At 53.1% G+C, this 18784-nt stretch carries 19 protein-coding genes and 1 pseudogene; 11 read left to right on the forward strand and 9 right to left on the reverse strand.

The window, feature by feature from the left end:
* Positions 1-37: 37 nt before the first annotated feature.
* A complete protein-coding gene (gene cobD, locus SYN7336_RS00070) occupies positions 38-1249 on the forward strand; it encodes a threonine-phosphate decarboxylase CobD (protein WP_017323863.1) in 1212 nt (403 codons plus the stop codon).
* A gap of 131 nt (positions 1250-1380) precedes the next feature.
* A complete protein-coding gene (locus SYN7336_RS00075) occupies positions 1381-2070 on the forward strand; it encodes a response regulator (protein ID WP_051039680.1) in 690 nt (229 codons plus the stop codon).
* 63 nt (positions 2071-2133) lie between these two features.
* Here SYN7336_RS00075 and SYN7336_RS00080 read toward each other — a convergent pair whose 3' ends face one another.
* Together SYN7336_RS00080 and tilS are read right to left on the reverse strand one after the other, a co-directional pair.
* Complete coding sequence (locus tag SYN7336_RS00080; RefSeq protein ID WP_026100560.1) at positions 2134-3186, reverse strand: hypothetical protein; 1053 nt, start codon at positions 3184-3186, stop codon at positions 2134-2136.
* An 85-nt stretch (positions 3187-3271) separates the two neighbouring features.
* A complete protein-coding gene (tilS, locus tag SYN7336_RS00085) occupies positions 3272-4273 on the reverse strand; it encodes a tRNA lysidine(34) synthetase TilS (protein WP_017323867.1) in 1002 nt (333 codons plus the stop codon).
* Positions 4274-4587: 314 nt separating this feature from the next.
* Between tilS and SYN7336_RS00090 the strand changes: the two genes are divergently transcribed.
* From SYN7336_RS00090 to argH, 3 genes are all read left to right on the forward strand, one after another.
* A complete protein-coding gene (locus SYN7336_RS00090; protein ID WP_017323868.1) occupies positions 4588-6237 on the forward strand; it encodes a PP2C family protein-serine/threonine phosphatase in 1650 nt (549 codons plus the stop codon).
* A gap of 120 nt (positions 6238-6357) precedes the next feature.
* Complete coding sequence (locus SYN7336_RS00095; protein WP_202951220.1) at positions 6358-6627, forward strand: hypothetical protein; 270 nt, start codon at positions 6358-6360, stop codon at positions 6625-6627.
* A 144-nt stretch (positions 6628-6771) separates the two neighbouring features.
* On the forward strand, positions 6772-8220 hold the full coding sequence (gene argH, locus SYN7336_RS00100; RefSeq protein ID WP_017323870.1) for an argininosuccinate lyase: 1449 nt from the start codon (positions 6772-6774) through the stop codon (positions 8218-8220).
* Here the strand turns inward: argH and lpdA are convergent.
* The 4 genes from lpdA to SYN7336_RS00120 form a co-directional block, all read right to left on the reverse strand.
* Positions 8196-9575, reverse strand: a complete 1380-nt coding sequence (gene lpdA, locus SYN7336_RS00105) for a dihydrolipoyl dehydrogenase (RefSeq protein WP_017323871.1) — start codon at positions 9573-9575, stop codon at positions 8196-8198. The genes argH and lpdA overlap by 25 nt on opposite strands.
* A gap of 226 nt (positions 9576-9801) precedes the next feature.
* Positions 9802-10302, reverse strand: a complete 501-nt coding sequence (locus tag SYN7336_RS23725) for a hypothetical protein (protein ID WP_017323872.1) — start codon at positions 10300-10302, stop codon at positions 9802-9804.
* A 499-nt stretch (positions 10303-10801) separates the two neighbouring features.
* Positions 10802-11338, reverse strand: coding sequence for a cytochrome b6-f complex iron-sulfur subunit (petC, locus tag SYN7336_RS00115; protein ID WP_017323873.1), 537 nt, complete (start codon positions 11336-11338; stop codon positions 10802-10804).
* 58 nt (positions 11339-11396) lie between these two features.
* Complete coding sequence (locus tag SYN7336_RS00120) at positions 11397-11618, reverse strand: DUF2892 domain-containing protein (protein WP_017323874.1); 222 nt, start codon at positions 11616-11618, stop codon at positions 11397-11399.
* Between the two features lie 788 nt (positions 11619-12406).
* On the opposite strand from SYN7336_RS00120, the gene SYN7336_RS30275 reads away from it, so the two are divergent.
* From SYN7336_RS30275 to SYN7336_RS00140, 4 genes are all read left to right on the forward strand, one after another.
* The gene (locus tag SYN7336_RS30275; protein ID WP_017323875.1) at positions 12407-12559 is read left to right on the forward strand and encodes a hypothetical protein; all 153 of its coding nucleotides are present in this window, start codon (positions 12407-12409) and stop codon (positions 12557-12559) included.
* Between the two features lie 75 nt (positions 12560-12634).
* Complete coding sequence (locus tag SYN7336_RS00130; RefSeq protein WP_156819945.1) at positions 12635-13063, forward strand: hypothetical protein; 429 nt, start codon at positions 12635-12637, stop codon at positions 13061-13063.
* Positions 13064-13222: 159 nt separating this feature from the next.
* On the forward strand, positions 13223-13768 hold the full coding sequence (locus tag SYN7336_RS00135) for a GNAT family N-acetyltransferase (RefSeq protein ID WP_026100562.1): 546 nt from the start codon (positions 13223-13225) through the stop codon (positions 13766-13768).
* A 232-nt stretch (positions 13769-14000) separates the two neighbouring features.
* Positions 14001-14405 carry a helix-turn-helix transcriptional regulator gene (locus tag SYN7336_RS00140; RefSeq protein WP_227498570.1) on the forward strand — a complete coding sequence of 135 codons (405 nt, stop codon included), beginning with the start codon at positions 14001-14003 and terminating at the stop codon, positions 14403-14405.
* Positions 14406-14529: 124 nt separating this feature from the next.
* Here SYN7336_RS00140 and SYN7336_RS32085 read toward each other — a convergent pair whose 3' ends face one another.
* On the reverse strand, positions 14530-14874 hold the full coding sequence (locus SYN7336_RS32085; RefSeq protein ID WP_026100563.1) for an FAD-dependent oxidoreductase: 345 nt from the start codon (positions 14872-14874) through the stop codon (positions 14530-14532).
* Between the two features lie 290 nt (positions 14875-15164).
* Positions 15165-15284: pseudogene (locus SYN7336_RS30280) on the reverse strand (photosystem II q(b) protein); the annotation flags it as partial.
* A 232-nt stretch (positions 15285-15516) separates the two neighbouring features.
* On the opposite strand from SYN7336_RS30280, the gene hetL reads away from it, so the two are divergent.
* Positions 15517-16230 (forward strand): heterocyst differentiation pentapeptide repeat protein HetL, encoded by a 714-nt coding sequence (hetL, locus tag SYN7336_RS00160; protein ID WP_017323880.1) that lies wholly within the window; start codon positions 15517-15519, stop codon positions 16228-16230.
* A 5-nt stretch (positions 16231-16235) separates the two neighbouring features.
* Here the strand turns inward: hetL and acsF are convergent, their stop codons facing one another.
* Positions 16236-17309, reverse strand: coding sequence for a magnesium-protoporphyrin IX monomethyl ester (oxidative) cyclase (gene acsF / locus SYN7336_RS00165; RefSeq protein ID WP_017323881.1), 1074 nt, complete (start codon positions 17307-17309; stop codon positions 16236-16238).
* 321 nt (positions 17310-17630) lie between these two features.
* On the opposite strand from acsF, the gene hemF reads away from it, so the two are divergent.
* Positions 17631-18704, forward strand: coding sequence for an oxygen-dependent coproporphyrinogen oxidase (hemF, locus tag SYN7336_RS00170; RefSeq protein ID WP_017323882.1), 1074 nt, complete (start codon positions 17631-17633; stop codon positions 18702-18704).
* Positions 18705-18784: the final 80 nt, after the last annotated feature.

The raw sequence follows: 18784 nt of genomic DNA on the forward strand, positions 1-18784 counted from the left end.
GCTCGATCGCGGCTTGCAGTAGGGATACAAAATTGGCATGTTTCGACTCTCGCAGCTATTGTACGTATCTCTGGCCTTGCAAGCACGGGGAGAAGTCTTGCACTTCAAGACATCGGGAGTCGCGGGAGAAGAAATGGTGAATACATCGATGGCTGGATACCGACATGGAGGCAATCTGGCATCGGCGGCGGCGATCGCCCAATGCGACCCCAGCGAAATTCTCGACTTCTCCGCCAGCCTCAATCCCCTCGGCCCCCCCCCAGCGGTGCTCGATGCGATCGCTCGAGTCACTCACCCCGATCGCGCTGCCGCGATCGCCCGCTATCCCGATCCCCAATCCCGCCAACTGCGGCAGGCCCTAGCAGCAGCTTTCGAGCTCGATCCCGCCTGGATCTTAGCCGGTAACGGAGCAGCTGAACTGTTCACTTGGGCAGCCCGCGATTGTGCTCGACAAGGGATTACGGCAATTCCCATTCCCGCTTTCGCCGATTACGCCCGCGCCCTCTCAACTGCTAACGCCAAGTGGGAAGCAATCTCCTGTTGGGATACCGAAGCCGGTCAGCCCCTGTCCCTAGTGCAGCAGATCCGCGATCGCCTGCAACAGCCCCATCCCCCCACCTGTCTCATTCTGACCAATCCCCACAACCCCACCGGACAGGTATGGCCTGTCGAAGCATGGCTGGAGCTGTTACCCCAGTTTGACTTGGCGATCGTCGATGAAGCCTTTATGGACTTCCTGCCCGACGAAACCGGGTACTCGCTCTTGCCCTGGGTGGAGCGCTTTCCGCAACTGGTGGTGGTGCGATCGCTGACGAAGTTTTATGCGATCGCGGGCTTGCGAGTGGGGTTTGTAGTGGGGCAGCCCGAGCGTTTGGCTCGCTGGCAGCAGTGGCGCGATCCCTGGAGTGTGAATAGCTTGGCTACGGTGGCGGCGGTGGCGGCATTAGGCGATCGCCGCTTTCAGCAACACACCCGAGCTTGGTTGCCCGAGGCTCGCCAGCAACTGTTCGAAGGGCTACAAGCGATTGCAGGAATGCAGCCTCACCCCAGCAGCACCAATTTTTTATTAGTCCGCTCTCCAGTAGCAGTCCCCACTCTCCAACAGCAGCTCTTACAAAGCCATCGCATCTTGATTCGCGACTGCCTCAGTTTTGTGCCCTTGGGCGATCGCTACTTTCGCATTGCCATTCGCTCTGAAGATGAGAACCTGAAGTTTCTGCGATCGCTCTGCACTCTCCTGACAGTGTGACCTGCAATACACCAGCATTGCAAAGATAGCTGCGCGTCGACAGGGAGACCGAGTGTTGCGGGAATTCCCCGTTCGGTTCAGTGCAATTGCGGTGGTACGATGGCCTCGGCTTCATAGAGGAGACAAATCGCATGGCCGCAACTGTGATGGTCGTGGATGACGAGCCGATTATTCGCGAAACAGTCGCTCTAGCATTAGACGAACAAGGATACGAGGTTTTAGAGGCGAGTGACGGCCGTCAGGCTATGGAAATGGTCCGACAGTCCCAACAGCTCGATTTAATGATTTTGGATTTGATGCTGCCCAGTCTGAATGGGTTGGATGTTTGCCGACTGCTGCGCAATGAAGGGAACGGCGTTCCCATTATTATGCTGACCGCAAAAGATACCGAGACCGATCGCGTCGTCGGCCTGGAATTAGGAGCCGACGATTATGTCACCAAGCCGTTTGGCATGCGGGAGCTAGTGGCCCGCTGTCGATCTATCTTGCGCCGCCAACAGCGATTGCAGGCAGTGGATGCAGCGACGGTCTTGCAGTTTGGCGATATGTGGCTGCATCCGCAAGAATGCCGCGTTAAGGTGCGGGGTAACGAAGTCAGCTTCTCCCCCAAAGAGTTCCGCCTGCTGGAACTGTTTATGCGCCATCCCCGCCGCGTTTGGTCTCGCGAACAGCTTTTAGACAAGATCTGGGGGCCGGACTTTATCGGCGACAGCAAAACAGTAGACGTTCACATTCGCTGGTTGAGGGAGAAATTGGAGCTAGATCCCAGTTCCCCCGAATATCTCATTACTGTACGAGGGTTTGGCTATCGCTTTGGGTAAGGGGCAAAGCCTCGCGGGCTAACTCTCCCCACGAGACTTCGCGAGGAAAGGCTCTATTAAGCCTCAAACCTTTTTGTCCCAGCGCTGCAGATCGAGCCATTCTTTCTGCAGTTGGCGTATCTGTCGGGCCTGAAGCATCAGCGCATCGAGTGAGGAGCTCACCTGAATCCATTCGGGCTGGGGCTGCTGGTTGGCTGAATACTGACCGATCTTGTGGATTGTATCGGCTAGCTTGGCCTTCAAGGCGCTCAATTCTTGTTGCGCTCTCCCGATCGCCGCTACGGTGTCGATCGCCCGTTGCTGATTCTGCTGTTTCTGATATTTGGCGAGGGCTCCCCCCTGCAAAATGTTGAGAATTGCAGCTTCTCGCTCCTCCTGAGTAATAATGCGCAGTTGCAATAGCAGGGGTTGGCCGCGATAGACTTTTTCAACTGCGGCAGACTGGCGATCGCCGCTCGACTCGTCCATCCCCACCATCTGTTTGAGATTGAGGATCAATTGCGCCCGAATGGTATCGGAAAGTTCCTTGAACATATCCCGCAAAATGCCTTTCTGACGATAGCGCACCCGGCAGCTACCGTTGTCGTTAAACTCGATAAAAATGCGATCGGCTTCTTCGTCCAGCGCTCGTCGCAACATCGAGTTCAATAATTGCTGGACCGATTCTACGGCTTCTGGGGGCTTGCTGCCATTGGCTTCTGCTGCAGGTACTGCATCGACTCGATCGGCCTCCGCCACGCGATCGGCGTCTGATGGCGGAACTTTCGCCTCGACTGTCCGCATCACTTCGGCCTTATAGGCGGCAATTCGCTCGGGCTCGGGAGGATTGTTGAAATAGTGGGCTATCAACTCCTGATGCTGGTCGAAGGAGATGGGATGGACGTGGATTTGCAACTGCGAAAAGGCCAGCATCTTGCCGACATAATCTAGGGCCGCCAAGTCGCCGGGATCCACCATGCCCAAAAACAGGAGATTCTCCTCGATATCGATCGGAACCACTTGGTAGTAGACGCAAATCTCCACGGGTAAATACGTTGCAATCAGAATGGGCACCCGCGCCTTATTCAGGTTCGCGGATGTCGCGACTAATGCGGTTGTGTCGTTGAGATTTAGCATCCTTACCGCAGCACACGTACAGTGCTATCACCATAATAGAGATTTATTCCCGGCTCCGAACCGTTTTGTGGGTGCATTTTTCTAGTTACAATAATGAGTCCTCCGCAATTCTACGCAATACAATCCAATCATCTTCTACAATCCCCCACCACCCGCCCGGCAACGTGGATGTCTTGCTCTGTCGCGGAGCCCGAATGAGCGATCGCAAGGATTCCACCTGTTCGAAATTGACCTGTTTGATGTGTTCGGCGAGCCAACGACGGACGATCTGTCGCTGGAGTGCAATTGAAGCTTGCCCTAAAGATACCCGCTCCAGTCGGGGAGGATCGATTCGGCAGATCTGCGGCCACAATTGCGATGCCTCCTGCTGGATGTGATCGGCCTCTGCTTCCAGCAATGAGGCCGTGCGGTTGAGTGCCCGTTCCACCTGCGGATTGATATATTCTCTGAGGTAGGGAATGACATCCAAGCGGATTCGATTGCGGGGATGCTGGCGATCGCGATTGAACGGGTCGTCCCACACGGGAATCTGGCGTTCTCGGCAAAAGGCTCCCGTTTCACTGCGCCAAACTTCGAGCAGGGGGCGGACTAGCTGAGGGGAGTTCGGTCGGTCTAGAGCGAGGGGACGACTCCATTTCAAGCTGGAGAGCCCTGCGGAGCCGCTACCCCGGATGAGATTGTACAGAAACGTTTCTGCCCGATCGCTGCCGGTATGGGCAGTAACCACCGTGTTGCAGTTCCACTGGGTTGCCCAATCTGCCAACATGCGGTAGCGCCACTGACGAGCCCGATTTTCGTCACGGGTAATCGTGGGGGTTGTGGCAATCTCGCAGGGCAAATCCATCTCCTTCACATAGTGCTGCACGAAATCGGCACAATCTGCCTCGCGCTCGTCCCAGCGATGGTTGCAATGCAGCACAAATAAACGCCAGTTCCACAACTGCGACAAATCCCGCATCAGATGCAACAGACAGAATGAATCTTGCCCGCCCGACACGGCCAGCAATAGGTTTGCGCCGTGGGGAATCGAGTTTCGTTGCCGAATGCTTTTATGTACCCGCACGTGCAGCTCGGATAGATTAACCACAGTAGCTCTAGTATTCCGCCACAACTTAAAAAAATACGATCGCGCTTTGAAGGGAGGTGAAATTTCAGTAAATTTACCGAAATTTCACTTCTATCTTGAGAAGAGCCAGCACGAGTGGGAGGGGTTTGTGAAGGCTTTAGGTCGGGCCAGCCGATGTTGCGACCTGTTACGAGGGCGATCGCTACTGACGCTACTGACTGTGAGGAATAATAACCGCTGATGTCCTCTTTACCGAGTCCCATTCTACCGATTGTCATACTCACTCAACGATTCTGTCTGTTATGCTAGCTCTCTAAGTTTGCGGTCAGCCAATTGTGTCTCCTTCCGATCGCCATCGCAGTCGCCAGCCCTTTTCCCCGGAACCAGAGGATGTCCCCGAGACAGAGGAATGTCTTGCCGGACAGACCGTCGAGGACGAGCAGCAGCTCGAGACACCCTCTCACCCTTTTCCCCTACTGGACAGTCCCCCCGTGCAGGCGATCGCCGAAATAGCTCCAGCCCATCCCGAAAGTCCCGATGCCTTGCGAGCCTCGAATGAAGCCTTGCAGGAATTAGTTGTCCAACTGACGCGAGAACGGATCAAGGCACAGGAGTTAATGAGTTCGCTGGGATTTGCCCTGCGCTCGTTTACCAATCTCAATCAGATCTTGGAGCTGATTCCCTTGGTGGCGAGCCGTTTGACAGAGGCTGATGGGGCGGCGCTGGTGCTGTTCGAACCGGATGGCAGTATGCGCATTTCTCGCATGTATTTGAATGATGCTAGTGATTGCCCGCAGGTGCGATCGGCTCTAGAGCGGGCGGGGCAGGCTCTGGCTGAGCTCTATGCCGCTACAACTAACGAGTTGCCTGCTAGTGCTGCCGAGACCCACGACGGCGAGGACGCGGGCGGGGAGCCCCCGCCCGCCACGACCGACTTGGCTCCCAAAATGGCTTCGGGGAAACAGTTGGATGCTCAACTGGCCCGTCAACTGGGGGAGAACCTGCAAATGTTTGGCACCCCTCTCTTGTCCAGACAGGTGGTGCGCGGCCGGCTTTACGTGTTTAGCGGTCAACCGAATTACGTTTGGGATGCCAATCGCCAAACAGCGATTCGACTGGTGGCAGATCAGACGGCGGTGGCGATCGAAAACGACTATTTACATGCCGAGCTGCGCCAGCGGGCCAAGCTGGCGCGAGAGGTGGAAATTGGCTCCGAAATTCAAACTCGCCTGCAGCCCACCCGCTGCCCCGAGATTGAAGGTATTGCACTTGCCGCCCGCTGCGAAACTGCCAGTCCGGTGGGGGGCGACTATTATGACTTCATTCCAGTCCCCTTTCCTTCGAAAGATTCGTCTATTCCTCCATCCGAGCGGCCCACCCAATATTGGGGCATTGCGATCGGGGATGTCATGGGTAAGGGGGTGCCTGCCGGACTGCTGATGATGGCCACTCGGGGGGTATTGCGGGCAGAGGTGCTGCACGATCGCGAGCCCGCTCAAATTCTGCAGCACCTCAACCACGTCACCTTCAGCGATCTGGAAAACTCCAATCGCTTTGTCAGCTTGTTTTACTCGGAATATTGTCCTGCCAGCCGCCAATTGCACTTCAGTAACGCCGCTCACAACCCTTCTATGTGGTGGCATGCAGCGACTGGCGAGGTGACCCCCCTCGATACGGAAGGCATGTTAATTGGGGTGGAGTTGGGCAGTCACTACACACAGAGAATGGTGCAACTCGAACCGGAAGATGTGGTGGTTTACTATACCGATGGGGTAACGGAGGCCGTCAATCCGCAGGGCGATCGGTTCGAGGAAAGTGGCCTGATCGAGGCGATTCAAATGGCAGCTCGGCGATACCCACAGCCCGAAGATATTTTGGAGAGCTTGTTCCAACAGGTGAGAGACTTTCGCCAGGGCACTGTCGAAACCAAGTTTGTGGACGATATGACCCTTGTCATCCTCAAGGTCCTGCCGCAGGAGGATTGAGTCGAGGGGCGGGCATCCTAGAGCAGGGTGAGTTCCTCAAGCAGGGTGAGTGCCTTGGCGGGGCAATTCGAGCCGACAATTTGTGAAATACTCTTTATCAACGGTTTGGAAGGTGCGATCGTGAGCAAGATTTCTACAATTTCTGTTGCAGCGGCAGGACCGACTCCAGGCATATCCCCGTCTGCGCAGACCATTTTCGATACTACCGCTTCCGAGCTGCCGCTCCCTCGATCGTCCCGCCAGGAGAGTTATCTAATTGCCCAAACTTTCGACCAGGATGTGTTGGGAGATATTAAGACTGGCTTCGATAACTTTATCGAGTCAGGGCAAGTGTGGGCACTGCTGATCGGGCTGGTGGTGGGGTACGTGATTCGGGGATTGACGCGGTAGCTCTGTCAGCGGCGCGACTCCGAACCAATGCTGTAGAAGGCGATCGCAGCCAAGACCCTTTCAGAATGGACGAATCGCGATGGGTTAGCTCGCGAGGGTCGCTTACAATAACCTGTTGTACTGTTGGCTGGCCTCAGGTCAGCATTGTTTGTGGCTGATTCTGATTCCTCTGCTGCCAAAACTTGGAGCCAGCGCTTTGAAGGGAGCTTGCATCCGGCGATCGCCCAATTCAACGCCAGCATCGGGTTCGACATTCGCCTACTGGAATACGATCTCACCGGTTCGCAGGCCCACGCTCGCATGTTGGCCCACTGCGGTATTATCTCCGCCGAAGAGGCCGATCGCATTTGGGCGGGGTTAGAGCAAATTCGGGAGCAGTCTCGGCAGGGTCAGTTCAATCCCGGTGTCGAGGATGAAGACGTGCATTACGCTGTGGAACACCGCTTGGTGGAACTGATTGGCGAAACGGGCAAGAAGTTGCATACGGCGCGATCGCGTAACGACCAGGTAGCCACCGATCTGCGCTTGTTCCTGCGCGATCGAATCGATCGCATCGCAGCATTTCTCCACACCTTCCAAGCGGCTCTGCTGGAGTTGGCGGACAGTCACGTCACTACCTTGATTCCTGGCTACACCCACCTACAGCGGGCACAGCCGGTCAGTTTGGCCCATCACCTATTGGCCTATTTCGAAATGGCCCAACGGGACATCGAGAGACTGCAGGATGTGCGCGAGCGCACCAATCGCTGCCCGTTGGGGTCTGGGGCATTGGCGGGAACGACATTTCCGATCGATCGCGAGTTCGCGGCCAACCTGCTCGGGTTTGAGTCCGTCACGGCAAATAGCTTGGATGCGGTCAGCGATCGCGATTACGTCGTCGAATTTCATGCAGCAGCCAGTTTGATTGTGATGCATCTGAGTCGCTTGTCCGAAGAAATCGTTTTGTGGGCGTCGCAGGAGTTTAGTTTTGTGCGGCTTACCGATGCCTGTGCCACCGGCTCCAGCCTCATGCCCCAAAAGAAAAATCCCGACGTACCGGAGTTGGTGCGGGGCAAGTCGGGGCGCGTATTTGGCAATTTACAGGGGTTGCTGGTGACGCTGAAGGGGTTGCCGCTGGCCTACAACAAAGATTTGCAGGAGGACAAAGAGGGGCTGTTCGATTCTGCGGATACCGTTCTGGCCTGTTTGGAGGCCATGACGATCCTGTTGCGGGAGGGGGTGGAGTTTCGACAGCAACGATTGGCAGCGGCAGTGATGGAAGATTTTTCGAATGCCACCGATGTGGCGGACTATTTAGTCCGCAAAGGAATTCCGTTTCGGACGGCCTATCAGCTCGTGGGCAAGATTGTGCGCACCTGCTTAGGAAACGGAAAATTACTCAAAGACTTGTCCTTAGAAGCTTGGCAAGCCTTCGATCCGGTATTTGAAATCGATATTTACGAGGCGATCGCCCCCGAACAGGTGGTGTCAGCCCGCACGAGTGCGGGGGGCACGGGCTTCGAAGCCGTGCGCTCGGCCCTACAGAAGGCCAAGGCACTGCACGCTCAAATACCGTCGATCCTAAGCCCTCATACTCCGGCAGCACGGTGGTAGGCCTCTCCTAGCGTCTCTGCCAGGGTAGGGTGGGTGTGAATCAGGGTGGCCAGGTGTTGGACGGTGTCTCGCTTGGCGATCGCCTGAGAGGCTTCGTGAATCAGGTCGGCAGCGTGGGGACCGAAGATGTGGGTTCCCAGTAACTCGCCAGTGGGCTTGTCGTAGACCAGTTTGACCATACCGTCGGTTTCGCCCGCCGCGATCGCCTTGGAGTTGCCGCCAAAGTAGGTTCTGACGGTACCCACCTTGTACCCCGCTTCTTTGGCCTGCGGTTCGGTCAACCCCACAAACCCCATTTCGGGATGGGTGAACACTGCCGCCGGAACACTGCGATAGTCCACCTCGGAAGGGCGATCGCAAATGGTATTGACGACTGCAATCCCTTGAGCAGAGGCAACGTGGGCCAGCATCATCTTGCCGGTGGCATCTCCAATCGCCCACAGGTGAGGTAAATCTGTCTGCAGGCGATCGTTGACAGGAACAAAGCCTCGCTTGCCGGTATCGATCCCCAAGGCATCCAGCCCCAACTCTCGGGTAACCGGAATGCGCCCAGTGGCCACCAGGCAAGCATCTACCTCCAGACTGTCGCCTGTGGACAGCTCGATCGAGACCGGAGAACCCGGCGTCACTTTCTTGGCTAAAACCCCCGCCAGCGCTTCAATGTCGCGTCCCTTAATCAGCACCCGCTGGGCCAAGCGGGCAATATCGGGATCGAAGGCAGGCATGAGCTTATCCAAAGCCTCCAGCACGACCACCTTGCAGCCCAGCGCGGTATACACATCGGCAAATTCCAGGCCGATATAGCCACTGCCAACAATCGCCAATTTTTCAGGCAAACTTTCCAAGCGGACTGATTCGTCACTGGTGAAGACGGTTTTGCCATCGGTTTCGATCCCGGGGGGGACGAAGGGGGTCGAGCCTGTGGCGATAATGACGTCTTTGGCCGTGTAGGTAGAGGTCTCTCCCTCCGGCGAGGTGACCTCGACGGTTGTGGCGGCGAGGAGCTTGCCGACCCCTCGAATGATGTCTACTTTGGCTTTTTGCAGCGATTGGGTCATATCGTCGCGAATTTTGCTGACAACCGCGTTAGCGTGCTCGGCAATGGCAGCGCGATCGAACGACACCTGACCCACCGAAATTCCCAGTTTGTCTGCCTCGCGAATCTCCCGCAGTCGCCCTGCCGCCGCCAGCAGAGCCTTAGAGGGAATGCAGCCGCGATTGATGCAGGTGCCCCCCATCTCCGCCGCCTCGACAATCGCGGTCTCGAGGCCGCAGGCGACTGCGTGCAGCGCTGCCGCATGGCCGCCCACGCCCGCACCAACCACAATCAAGTCGTAATCTGAAGTCTGACTCATCCTGCTTGCCTTCGAGGTCTAGAACAATAGACTACCTCAGTAGATACACTCACGGCAGTCGAAAAATTTTGGCCTTTGTCCTGTGGCCTAAACCAGCGATCCATAACCGACAATCTACGACAAAATAAGGGATTCGCGCCTCTGGCTGAATCCCTCGTTCGTCTTTCAATCTGACTGAGAGGGAAGCGCGATCGCTAGACTCCATCCCAAAGCAAAAGGAACGCAGTCACCCACGTCCCTCTCTACTGCGATTGAAGCGGTCCAGCGCTTGCCAGTCTGCGCAATTGTCCATATCTGCGCAATTGTCCATATGAGCATCGAGGCTGGCAGCTAGGACATCGGCGACGGCGGCTTCTAGAGCCTGAAAATCTTGTACGAGCGCTCGCTCTGTATCGTCATCGCTGTTAATGGGAACCAATCGCAAAGTGCGGGCGTCTCGAACTAAATCGAAGGTTACTTGCTGTTCGAGATCCGTACTCAGTCTCAAATAGTCAAAGCTGCAGACATTGAGATAGAGCGTCCGGCCGATCGCTACCGTAGCCGCCTGGGGGTCGGCGAGCACTTCCATCACATACCCCGTTCCTCGGGCACGCACTTCGCCATCGACGACATCGAAGTAGCGCACTTGGCCTAAGTCGCAGAGCAACCGATGAATATCGGATCGATTGACGATAATACCCGAACCGACAATGCAGGGAGCACAAATAGACAAGCTAGGCTGAGTCATGGATGCAGGCGGGTAGATCTACGATGAAAAAACGCTTTAAAGAAAGCCCCAAACACTACCGGTAGTGGGGCGGCTGGGCCGCTGGATTCAACCGGACTCGCATAGGACAAGATCAGTTTAGCGAAGGATTGTTAGGTTGTCAGACGGTCTGAGGATTTTATGAAAAACACCTGAAATTCCGTTTAATCCCAGCCGTATCAACCTCTACATTCCGTCATAGCTCCGCAAATGGAATGCCCCCTTGGTGTAAATTAATGTAACAGAATCCTGAGAAAAGTTGATGATTTTAAGCTTGAGGCGATTTTCTGAAAATCGCCTCAAACCATCTGCAGAATAGCGGGCAATTTTGCACCTCTCTGTCATGAACGATGGCAACGACTGCTCGGACAGGTGTATGCGTGCTGGGAAAGCTCCTAACGAAGATGGAGATCTGGCCGGAGGAACAACAAGTGTAATGTTTCGCGAGCTCAGCTAATCTTCAGAAAGTTCTAAGAAAGTTCTAGACCCACCAAGGACGTTCGCCAGTGCGCGGGTCCGTTTCCATCCAAGGGGTTATCCAAATCCTGTCACCCTCAACTTTGACGCGAACGAGCTTGAGGGGAAGACCTGCCGGACCGCGGACAACCGTGCCATCTGGCGCATAGCGAGAACCGTGACAGGGGCACTGAAACTCTTGCGCTTGCTCGTTCCAGGGAAACGTACATCCCAGATGGGTGCAATCGTCGACGATACCGCGATCGCTCAATGTTCCATCGTTTTGCAGCGTCAAGTAGGTTGGCTGTGCAGCTATGCCAGCGACTAGGGCTCGGGTGCCGGGTGGCTCAATCAGAATTTGCGAAGCAGGAATCGGATTACCCAATTTGTCCTTCGCCCGAACAGCACCGCCTACTCCCGTTTTTTCTACAGGTGGGACAAACACCTTTGCAACTGGATAGAGAGCCGCGCCTGCTGTGGTTGCTAGAGCTGCTCCAGTCAGGAAATTGAGTAGTTTTCGCCGAGACAAAGAAGGGGATGTGCATTCGAGGCTGTTTTCCACGATCCATCTCCAAATTAAAGCGGGCAAATAGGTTTGCCTAAAAAGTCACCGATCTGGTTTAGACATTGTCTTGAGAGCGATTGGATGGATTTGTACGAATCCCCAACAAGCTATAGAGCGGACAGATGCCAAATACAGCGGTTAATAGCGCTAAGACAGCGATCGCATCTAAGCCAATACCCAGCATCGTGCCGCTATAGACTGCCAGCCCGAGATATCCCATTCCGGTAGCAAACATCAGGCGCAAGACGCGATCTAAACCACCCACATTAGCAATCATGAGAGCTTACTCCAGAAATTTTACTTCTTAATTGAAATATAACTATGTAGTTTTATTTTGTCAAGACGAGGCCCTAAGATCGAACTTATAACGTCTTTGCAGAAGGATCTTCCAATTAATCGCTGTTTGGTTGTATATGTTAGAGTGGTGGCATTGGCGCTTTATTAAGCCTGTGAACGACAATATGGGCTTAGCCGATGCCATGAAGAGCTCCTCCCCTCGGTCGAAGAAAGTACTAGAGGTTCTGAAAAATGGCTCGAATCGTCGTTGTCGGTGCTGGATTGGGGGGCTTACCCACGGTTTACGAGTTGAGACATCTATTGACTGGCCAGCATCAGATCGTATTAATCTCTAACACTCCGCAGTTCAGATTTCTCCCCTCTTTACACGACTTGGAAACTGACTAGGCAACAGATGACTGAACAAGGTAATTGTTACTGTTGAAAGCGCAATTCGGTTCTATGGCCTTCTCCAAACTCGTCAAATCATTGGATTGCAGTTGCTTTTGTGCATTCGTAGGAGCCTCTGAAGATCTGACAGGTCTCGACGCAATTCTTCGCAAACGCCTTGCGACATGCGGGATGCTTGTCTGGGTTGATAGTTCTCGGCTTCTGCACGCGATCTCCTGCTTCGAGCGAGGATTATAAGGATCAACGTAATCAGGCCATTTGAAAGCAAATACAGAGGACAGCAGAAGCCACAGCAGCCAATCTCGTTTGCCAAAGTTGTGGCTAAGAACTTCCTTTCACAACCGTCAGCCTCCGCCCTAGGGAGGATAGGTGGGACGGATGGTCGCTTACTCCATCAACTCCGAAGTCACCATCTTGCCGATCGCCACTCTGGTGGTGTTCGGGCTGGCTACCACCGCTTTTACTACCCAAGAGGCAATCCGCAGATTGAGGAGAAAGAGTGGCTACTCCGAAAAGCTGGCTAATATTTAGCTGGAAAGGGTTATCAGCTATCGCTCAGCGTCACCATTTTGCCACAACTTCATTCAACTGGATTGGAGAAAGATGATGAAACACCAAAAATTACGTATTGCCATCGGTGTACTGACTAGCTTTATCGCCTTGACGGCAATTGGGGGAGGCATCGCCATGTTGGTAGGGGCAGAGGGCGATCGATTCCCGCTGGAGTGGCTTCAAAATACACCTTTCAAGGATTACTTTATTCCTGCTCTATTACTAACTATTGCTGTAGGAGGAAGTTCGCTTTTGGCCTCTGTAACAGCCTTTGCAGGTCACAAATTGAGTGCGATCTCAGCTATGATGGCGGGACTCATCATGGTAGGTTTTATCGTCGTGGAAGTCTCGATCCTCAAGCAGGATCCTCCTGGCCCAACTGCGATTGAATTCATGTATTTTGGGCTGGGTCTGATGATATTTGGGCTAGCTGCGTCCCTCTGGATGGCTGAGTGTCGAAACGAGCGCGATTCTGTTGCATAGGGTGATAGGAGATTTGATTGATAGAAATAAGTGCTTGGCGGACGGGGCGCGGTTGTAAGATGCCATCCTTGAAGCGGGATGTTGGAGCAGTTGAAACTGCGCCTTCTCGCCAGCATCAAAACCATTAGCTAATAATCTAGAAAGTGCAAGGAGCTAAAATTGGATATAAGAAAATCGACAGAATCAGATTTAAATGATGTACTGCATGTTCAAATGCAAGCATTCGGTAAGGATGAAGGGCCTGAGATTGCAGATCTAGTCAAGGGATTGTTAAACGATCCAAGTGCAATGCCAAATCTGTCTCTGCTTGCTGTTAGTCGCGATCGAGTGATTGGGCATATACTATTCACAAAAGCACGTATTGCGGAATCTGAAGATTCAATCTCAGCTGTGATACTCGCCCCACTGGCAGTTATTCCTGAAGCACAAAGTCAAGGTGTTGGTGGAAAACTAATTGAGGAGGGTTTGAGGGTATTGTCTAAGTCTGGAGTTGAGCTTGTGTTTGTACTCGGTCATCCTGGCTACTATCCACGGCATGCTTTCAAACCAGCAGCAACTCTCGGATTTAAAGCTCCTTATCCAATCCCGGAAGAGCACGCTAATGCATGGATGGTTCGAGAGCTTCGAATAGGTGCAATTGGTAGTATTGATGGAAGAATTATTTGCGCAGATTCACTAAACAAGCCTGAGTATTGGCGTGAATGATGAGTCTAATTGTTGCTAACCCGGTGCTGCAACAGACGGCTAGGCGATCGCTTGCTCCTTCCAGGCAAATCTGTACTGTCGCCTACCTTAACCGATAGCCGCCGTCTTTTAGAGGTTGGGCAGCAACCTGCGAGCTCTGTAACTCAATAAGCTATGAAAGAAATAAAGGATGGTGCGATGGGATGGCTGCGCTGAGGGAATGCTCCTTAACCACTAGTGATACCATATAATTATGAAGTCATCAAAAAGTATGGGCTTATCGCAGATGTCAGTTGTCGATCCAGATGTCCTCTCCCAAGTTGCAAACTATTTTAAGCTGCTTTCAGAAGTCAGCCGACTTCAGGTCTTAAACTGCTTGCGGAGCGGTCCTATGAGTGTGAACGCACTCGTGGAGGCTACAGGGCTCGGACAAGCCAACGTATCCAAGCATCTCAAATTATTAACTGAAGCAGGCATCCTCGAACGAGAGCCAAAGGGCGTTAGTGCTTACTATTCCATCGCCGATCCAACTATTTTCGACTTGTGTGAGTTGGTTTGCGATCGCATTAGCGATCGCTTGATTCAACAAGCTGAAGCATTTAAGCAATTTAAAGCATTTAGTACTCCTAGAAGTTCATCTTTGGAAAAATCTAAATAAGCTGATGGTTTAGATTCTCAACCCACTGTCGGGCTCCCGCAGAGCTGCGAATATCTCGCCAGATTTGTGTTGCCGCTAATGCACCATCCCCAGCCGCGACCACAACCTGATTGAGACCCACTTTTTAATCCCCAACAGCAAAAATTCTTGGGTGAGAGGTTCGTCCCATTTTGTCTGTTACGAGATTTCCATCATTGAATTCCAGATGTAGTCCTTTCAGATAAGTATTGTGATAGCGCGATCCAAACGATATCAACCCTGTCTCTAACTCAACGATCGAGCCATCGATTAACTCAACCCCTGTCATCTGATGATTTTCACCGAGAAATTGCTTGATAGGGGTTTCAATCAGTCGATATCCGTACGATCGCAGCTTCTTCCGCATCTCTGCAGTCACATCAAAACGACCGTGGGTAAAGATCGTAATGTAGGGCGTAATCACAGGATAGATGCTGTTTTGACGTCCCACTTTTAGCCGTATGACAAAGGTCGCTCTTTCGTCTGTGACCTCTTCGATATAGCCATTCAGCAGGTGTCCACCTAAAGAGGTGTAATGATGTTTTCCCTGTTTTAATAATGTTTTCCCTGTTTTAATAATTCGTAGCCGGAAGTGTCGGGTGGTAAGCCCAGATAATTATGCAGCTCCTGCATCCAAAAGGATCGGGCTTTGCCTTTATCGACAATGACTGAGAGGAGTCGGTACCGCTGCAGGTAAATCCCAGCAGATAGCCCACCTGCACCTCGACGCCCCATTTAGGAAAAGATGGCAATGAGAAAGTGCAAAACGATTAGCTGGTAAGGACCGCCATTGTAGAGCCACTCATTCAGAGAAGCGGCCTTCCAGATCGGATATCGGTGCAGTCCGATCGCTAAGGAACTCATTGATTTTACAGCGCGGACAGACAAGTGACCGTCCACAATAGTCAATATATAGCCATATAAATATATATATGTTGATTGATTGCTGTTCAATTGCTGCGAGTCTGTTTCGATCCCTCGTTTATTGCGCGCTTTCCTTCCGAACAGGCCCGATGTGTTGGGGGTATTGCAAATCTGGGGCACCACCCCGTGCAGTTCGATAGAGTTTGAGAGTGATGCATGGAGAAATGCAATGAATGCTGAAGAGGTATTGCGACGGTATGCTTTAGGCGATCGCAACTTTGCCGAGGCAATGTTGCAGGAATCGGAGATATTGCATGCCAGTCTGCTCGAAGCCAACTTTCAGCAGGTAGATTTTCGGCAAGCTCGCTTGGGACAAAGCAATTTCAGTCAGACGAATCTTCGGCAGGCTGACTTGAGTGAAGCGTTGTTGTGGGGGACAGATTTCAGCGAGGCCGATTTATCGGCAGCCCGATTGCGGGAAACCGATCTCAGTGGGGCTAAGTTAATTCGATGCAATTTGTCTGGGGCCTATCTACTGAAAGCCATTCTGAATGGGGCCAATGGGAATACGGCCAATTTTGCTAGGGCGTTGTTGATTGAGGCCGATCTACAGTCCTCTTCGGATCGCAGAACCGATTTAGGCCATGTCAACTTCAGCCATGCCGATATGAGTTATGTCCGGCTGGGGGGGGCTCTCTTATTCGACGCAAACCTCACAGGGGCAAGACTCTGCCGCGCGGATTTCACTGGCACACTCCAATCGGGCTTTGCAGCAGCCGATCTCACCCAAGCCAATTTGCAAGCGGCCGATCTCAGCTACGCCAACTTGAAAGGTGCGATCTTGCGCGAGGCTAACTTAAGGGGCGCGGACCTGACGGGGGTTGACCTCACAGATGTCGACTTATCCGGGGCTGTCATGCCAGACGGAAGGATACACAACTGACTGTGTTACGAGACGGTACCGCGAAGAGACTCGCAATCAATCGGAGCGATCGCGTACAACCGCAGAATTTGCCACAGACTGGAGGCAATCAAAGGTAGCTTTCGCAATGTTTTCAGCCCTGGCGGCAGCTTGCTGGCATCGATCTGCTGCATCTTGAGATTGAGATTCGAGCAGCGATGCAATCGCTGGAAAAACTCGGGATGGTCGGTGTCGAGAACGACGGGAAACGCCCCTTTGGCCGTATTGTTGGTCTGACGAATCACTTCCCGATCGTATTCAGTCGGATCTAGACCGAGGGATTCGTAAAATTCCGCACGCTCGTGTACGGTCAGCGTATGGGTGGCAAATACTGACAGCAAGAAGAAGCGCACCCAGAGACGAGCTCGCCAGTTATTCCAGAGGCGGGGCTGAGATCGCACTAATGCCTTGAAGATATCGCCGTGGCGGTTTTCGTCCTGGCACCAATTCTTGAAATATTTGAACAGGGGGTGGAAGCGGCGATCCGGCTGGGCCTCCAAATGGCGATAGATGGTGATGTAACGCCAGTAGCCGATTTTTTCTGACAGGTAGACCGTATAGAGCACCCAAGGCAGCGGGAAGTAGGTATAGCTGCGAGATTTGCTCAAGTGGGGTAAATCGAAGGCGAGATTGAAATCTCCCATCGTTTTGTTGAGGAAGGCGGCATGTCGAGCTTCATCGCGGGCCATCAAATTCAGAATGTCAGACAGCAACGGATTGCGCTGCTTGAGCTTGCGCGACATCTCCTTAAAGAGTAAGAAGCCCGAAAACTCTGAGGAACAGGAGCGTTCCAGGAAGTCTACAAATGCTGCTCGCGTTTCATCATCGATATGTTCCCAAGATTGCTCGAACTCTCGATCCCGCACGAAATGGTAGCGATTGTAGTCCGTCTGCATTTCTTCCAGCATGGCTTCAAGCTCTGCCCGCTGAGAAGAGAGGTCCATCTCGGCAGCTGCGTCAAAATCTGTTGTGTAGAAGCGCGGTGCGAGCACTGTTTCCCGAATGCGGGGCTGGGAAGCGTGCTGCAACTTGCCAACTGGGGCTTGCGCTGAAGTAACCATAAGTGTTTTAGGTCAACTGATTTATTTAATTTCTATCTAATGATATAGCAATTCTGATTCTATGCAAGCCATTCCGCCTGAGCCAAAAGTACCTAAAACCATCTCTAAGCAAGGCTTATTGCTGCCTGCTAGCCCAAGATCCTCTGCACAACTCCTATAGAATTTGTAAAGTTTTGAAAAATATTTTCCTTTTATTGCTAGATAGCTATGAAGCTATTAGTGCGTCCAGAAGAAGCAAGGTTGTCACGCCGCGACGCATCCGGTCTTCATCTAGGGCGATCGCGGCACTTTCTATCATTCACAGCATTTAGGTAGTTAAATATGAGTCCTAACGTATCTGTCGAATCAGCAAAGACTGAAACAGCGCTTCAAGGTGAGAACCTGCGTCCGCCAGCCGATTCTCGCTTGCGCGTAAAGCAGTTTGTCCAAACCCTACAGGACCAGATTTGTCAGGGGTTGGAGGGGCTCGATGGTGAGGCGTGCTTCCAGGAAGACAACTGGCAGCGACCAGAAGGGGGTGGCGGTCGGACGCGGGTGATTCGCGATGGGCGAGTGTTCGAACAAGGGGGAGTCAATTTTTCGGAAGTATGGGGAGATTCCCTCCCTGCGGCGATTTTGACTCAACGACCCGATGCGATCGGTCGCGGGTTCTATGCTACGGGTACCTCGATGGTATTGCATCCCCGCAACCCGTTTGTACCCACCGTCCATCTCAACTATCGCTATTTCGAAGCCGGTCCCATTTGGTGGTTTGGTGGCGGTATCGATCTCACCCCCTACTATCCCTATGGGGAAGATGCCGTTCACTTCCACCGCACGATCGAACAAGCCTGCGATGCCCACAATCCCCACTACTACCCGGTATTCAAACGGTGGTGCGATGAATATTTCTATTTGAAGCACCGTCAGGAGGCGCGAGGCATTGGCGGGATTTTCTTCGATTACCAGGGCGATCGCAGCCCTCTGTATGCGGGGCCAAATCCCGATGGTTTAGCTGCAACTGCTAGCGATCGCATCGGTCCCGCGTCTAGAAGTTGGGAGGAGATCTTCGCGTTCGTGCAGAGTTGCGGTAATTCCTTTTTGCCTGCCTACCTCCCGATTGCCGAGCGTCGACAACAGATGGAGTATGGCGATCGCCAGCGTGACTTCCAACTGTACCGCAGAGGTCGCTATGTAGAATTCAACCTTTTGTACGACCGAGGCACGATCTTTGGCTTGCAAACCAATGGCCGCACCGAATCCATCCTCATGTCACTGCCTCCCCTGACTCGATGGGAGTACAACTATCAACCGGAACCGGGAACTCCAGAAGCAGAACTGTACGAGACATTCTTGAAGCCCCAAGACTGGGCGAATTGGCCTCTAGTAGACGCCGAACAAACTATAGCAGTCTAACTCGAGCGCATCAATTCGGACGTTTTTCTCTAGCCGATAGAAACCTAGAAACCCTAAAGCTACTTATCAAAGAGGTATTA

Origin of the sequence: Synechococcus sp. PCC 7336, from assembly GCF_000332275.1 — a bacterium.
Taxonomy (GTDB): Bacteria; Cyanobacteriota; Cyanobacteriia; order Thermostichales; family PCC-7336; genus PCC-7336.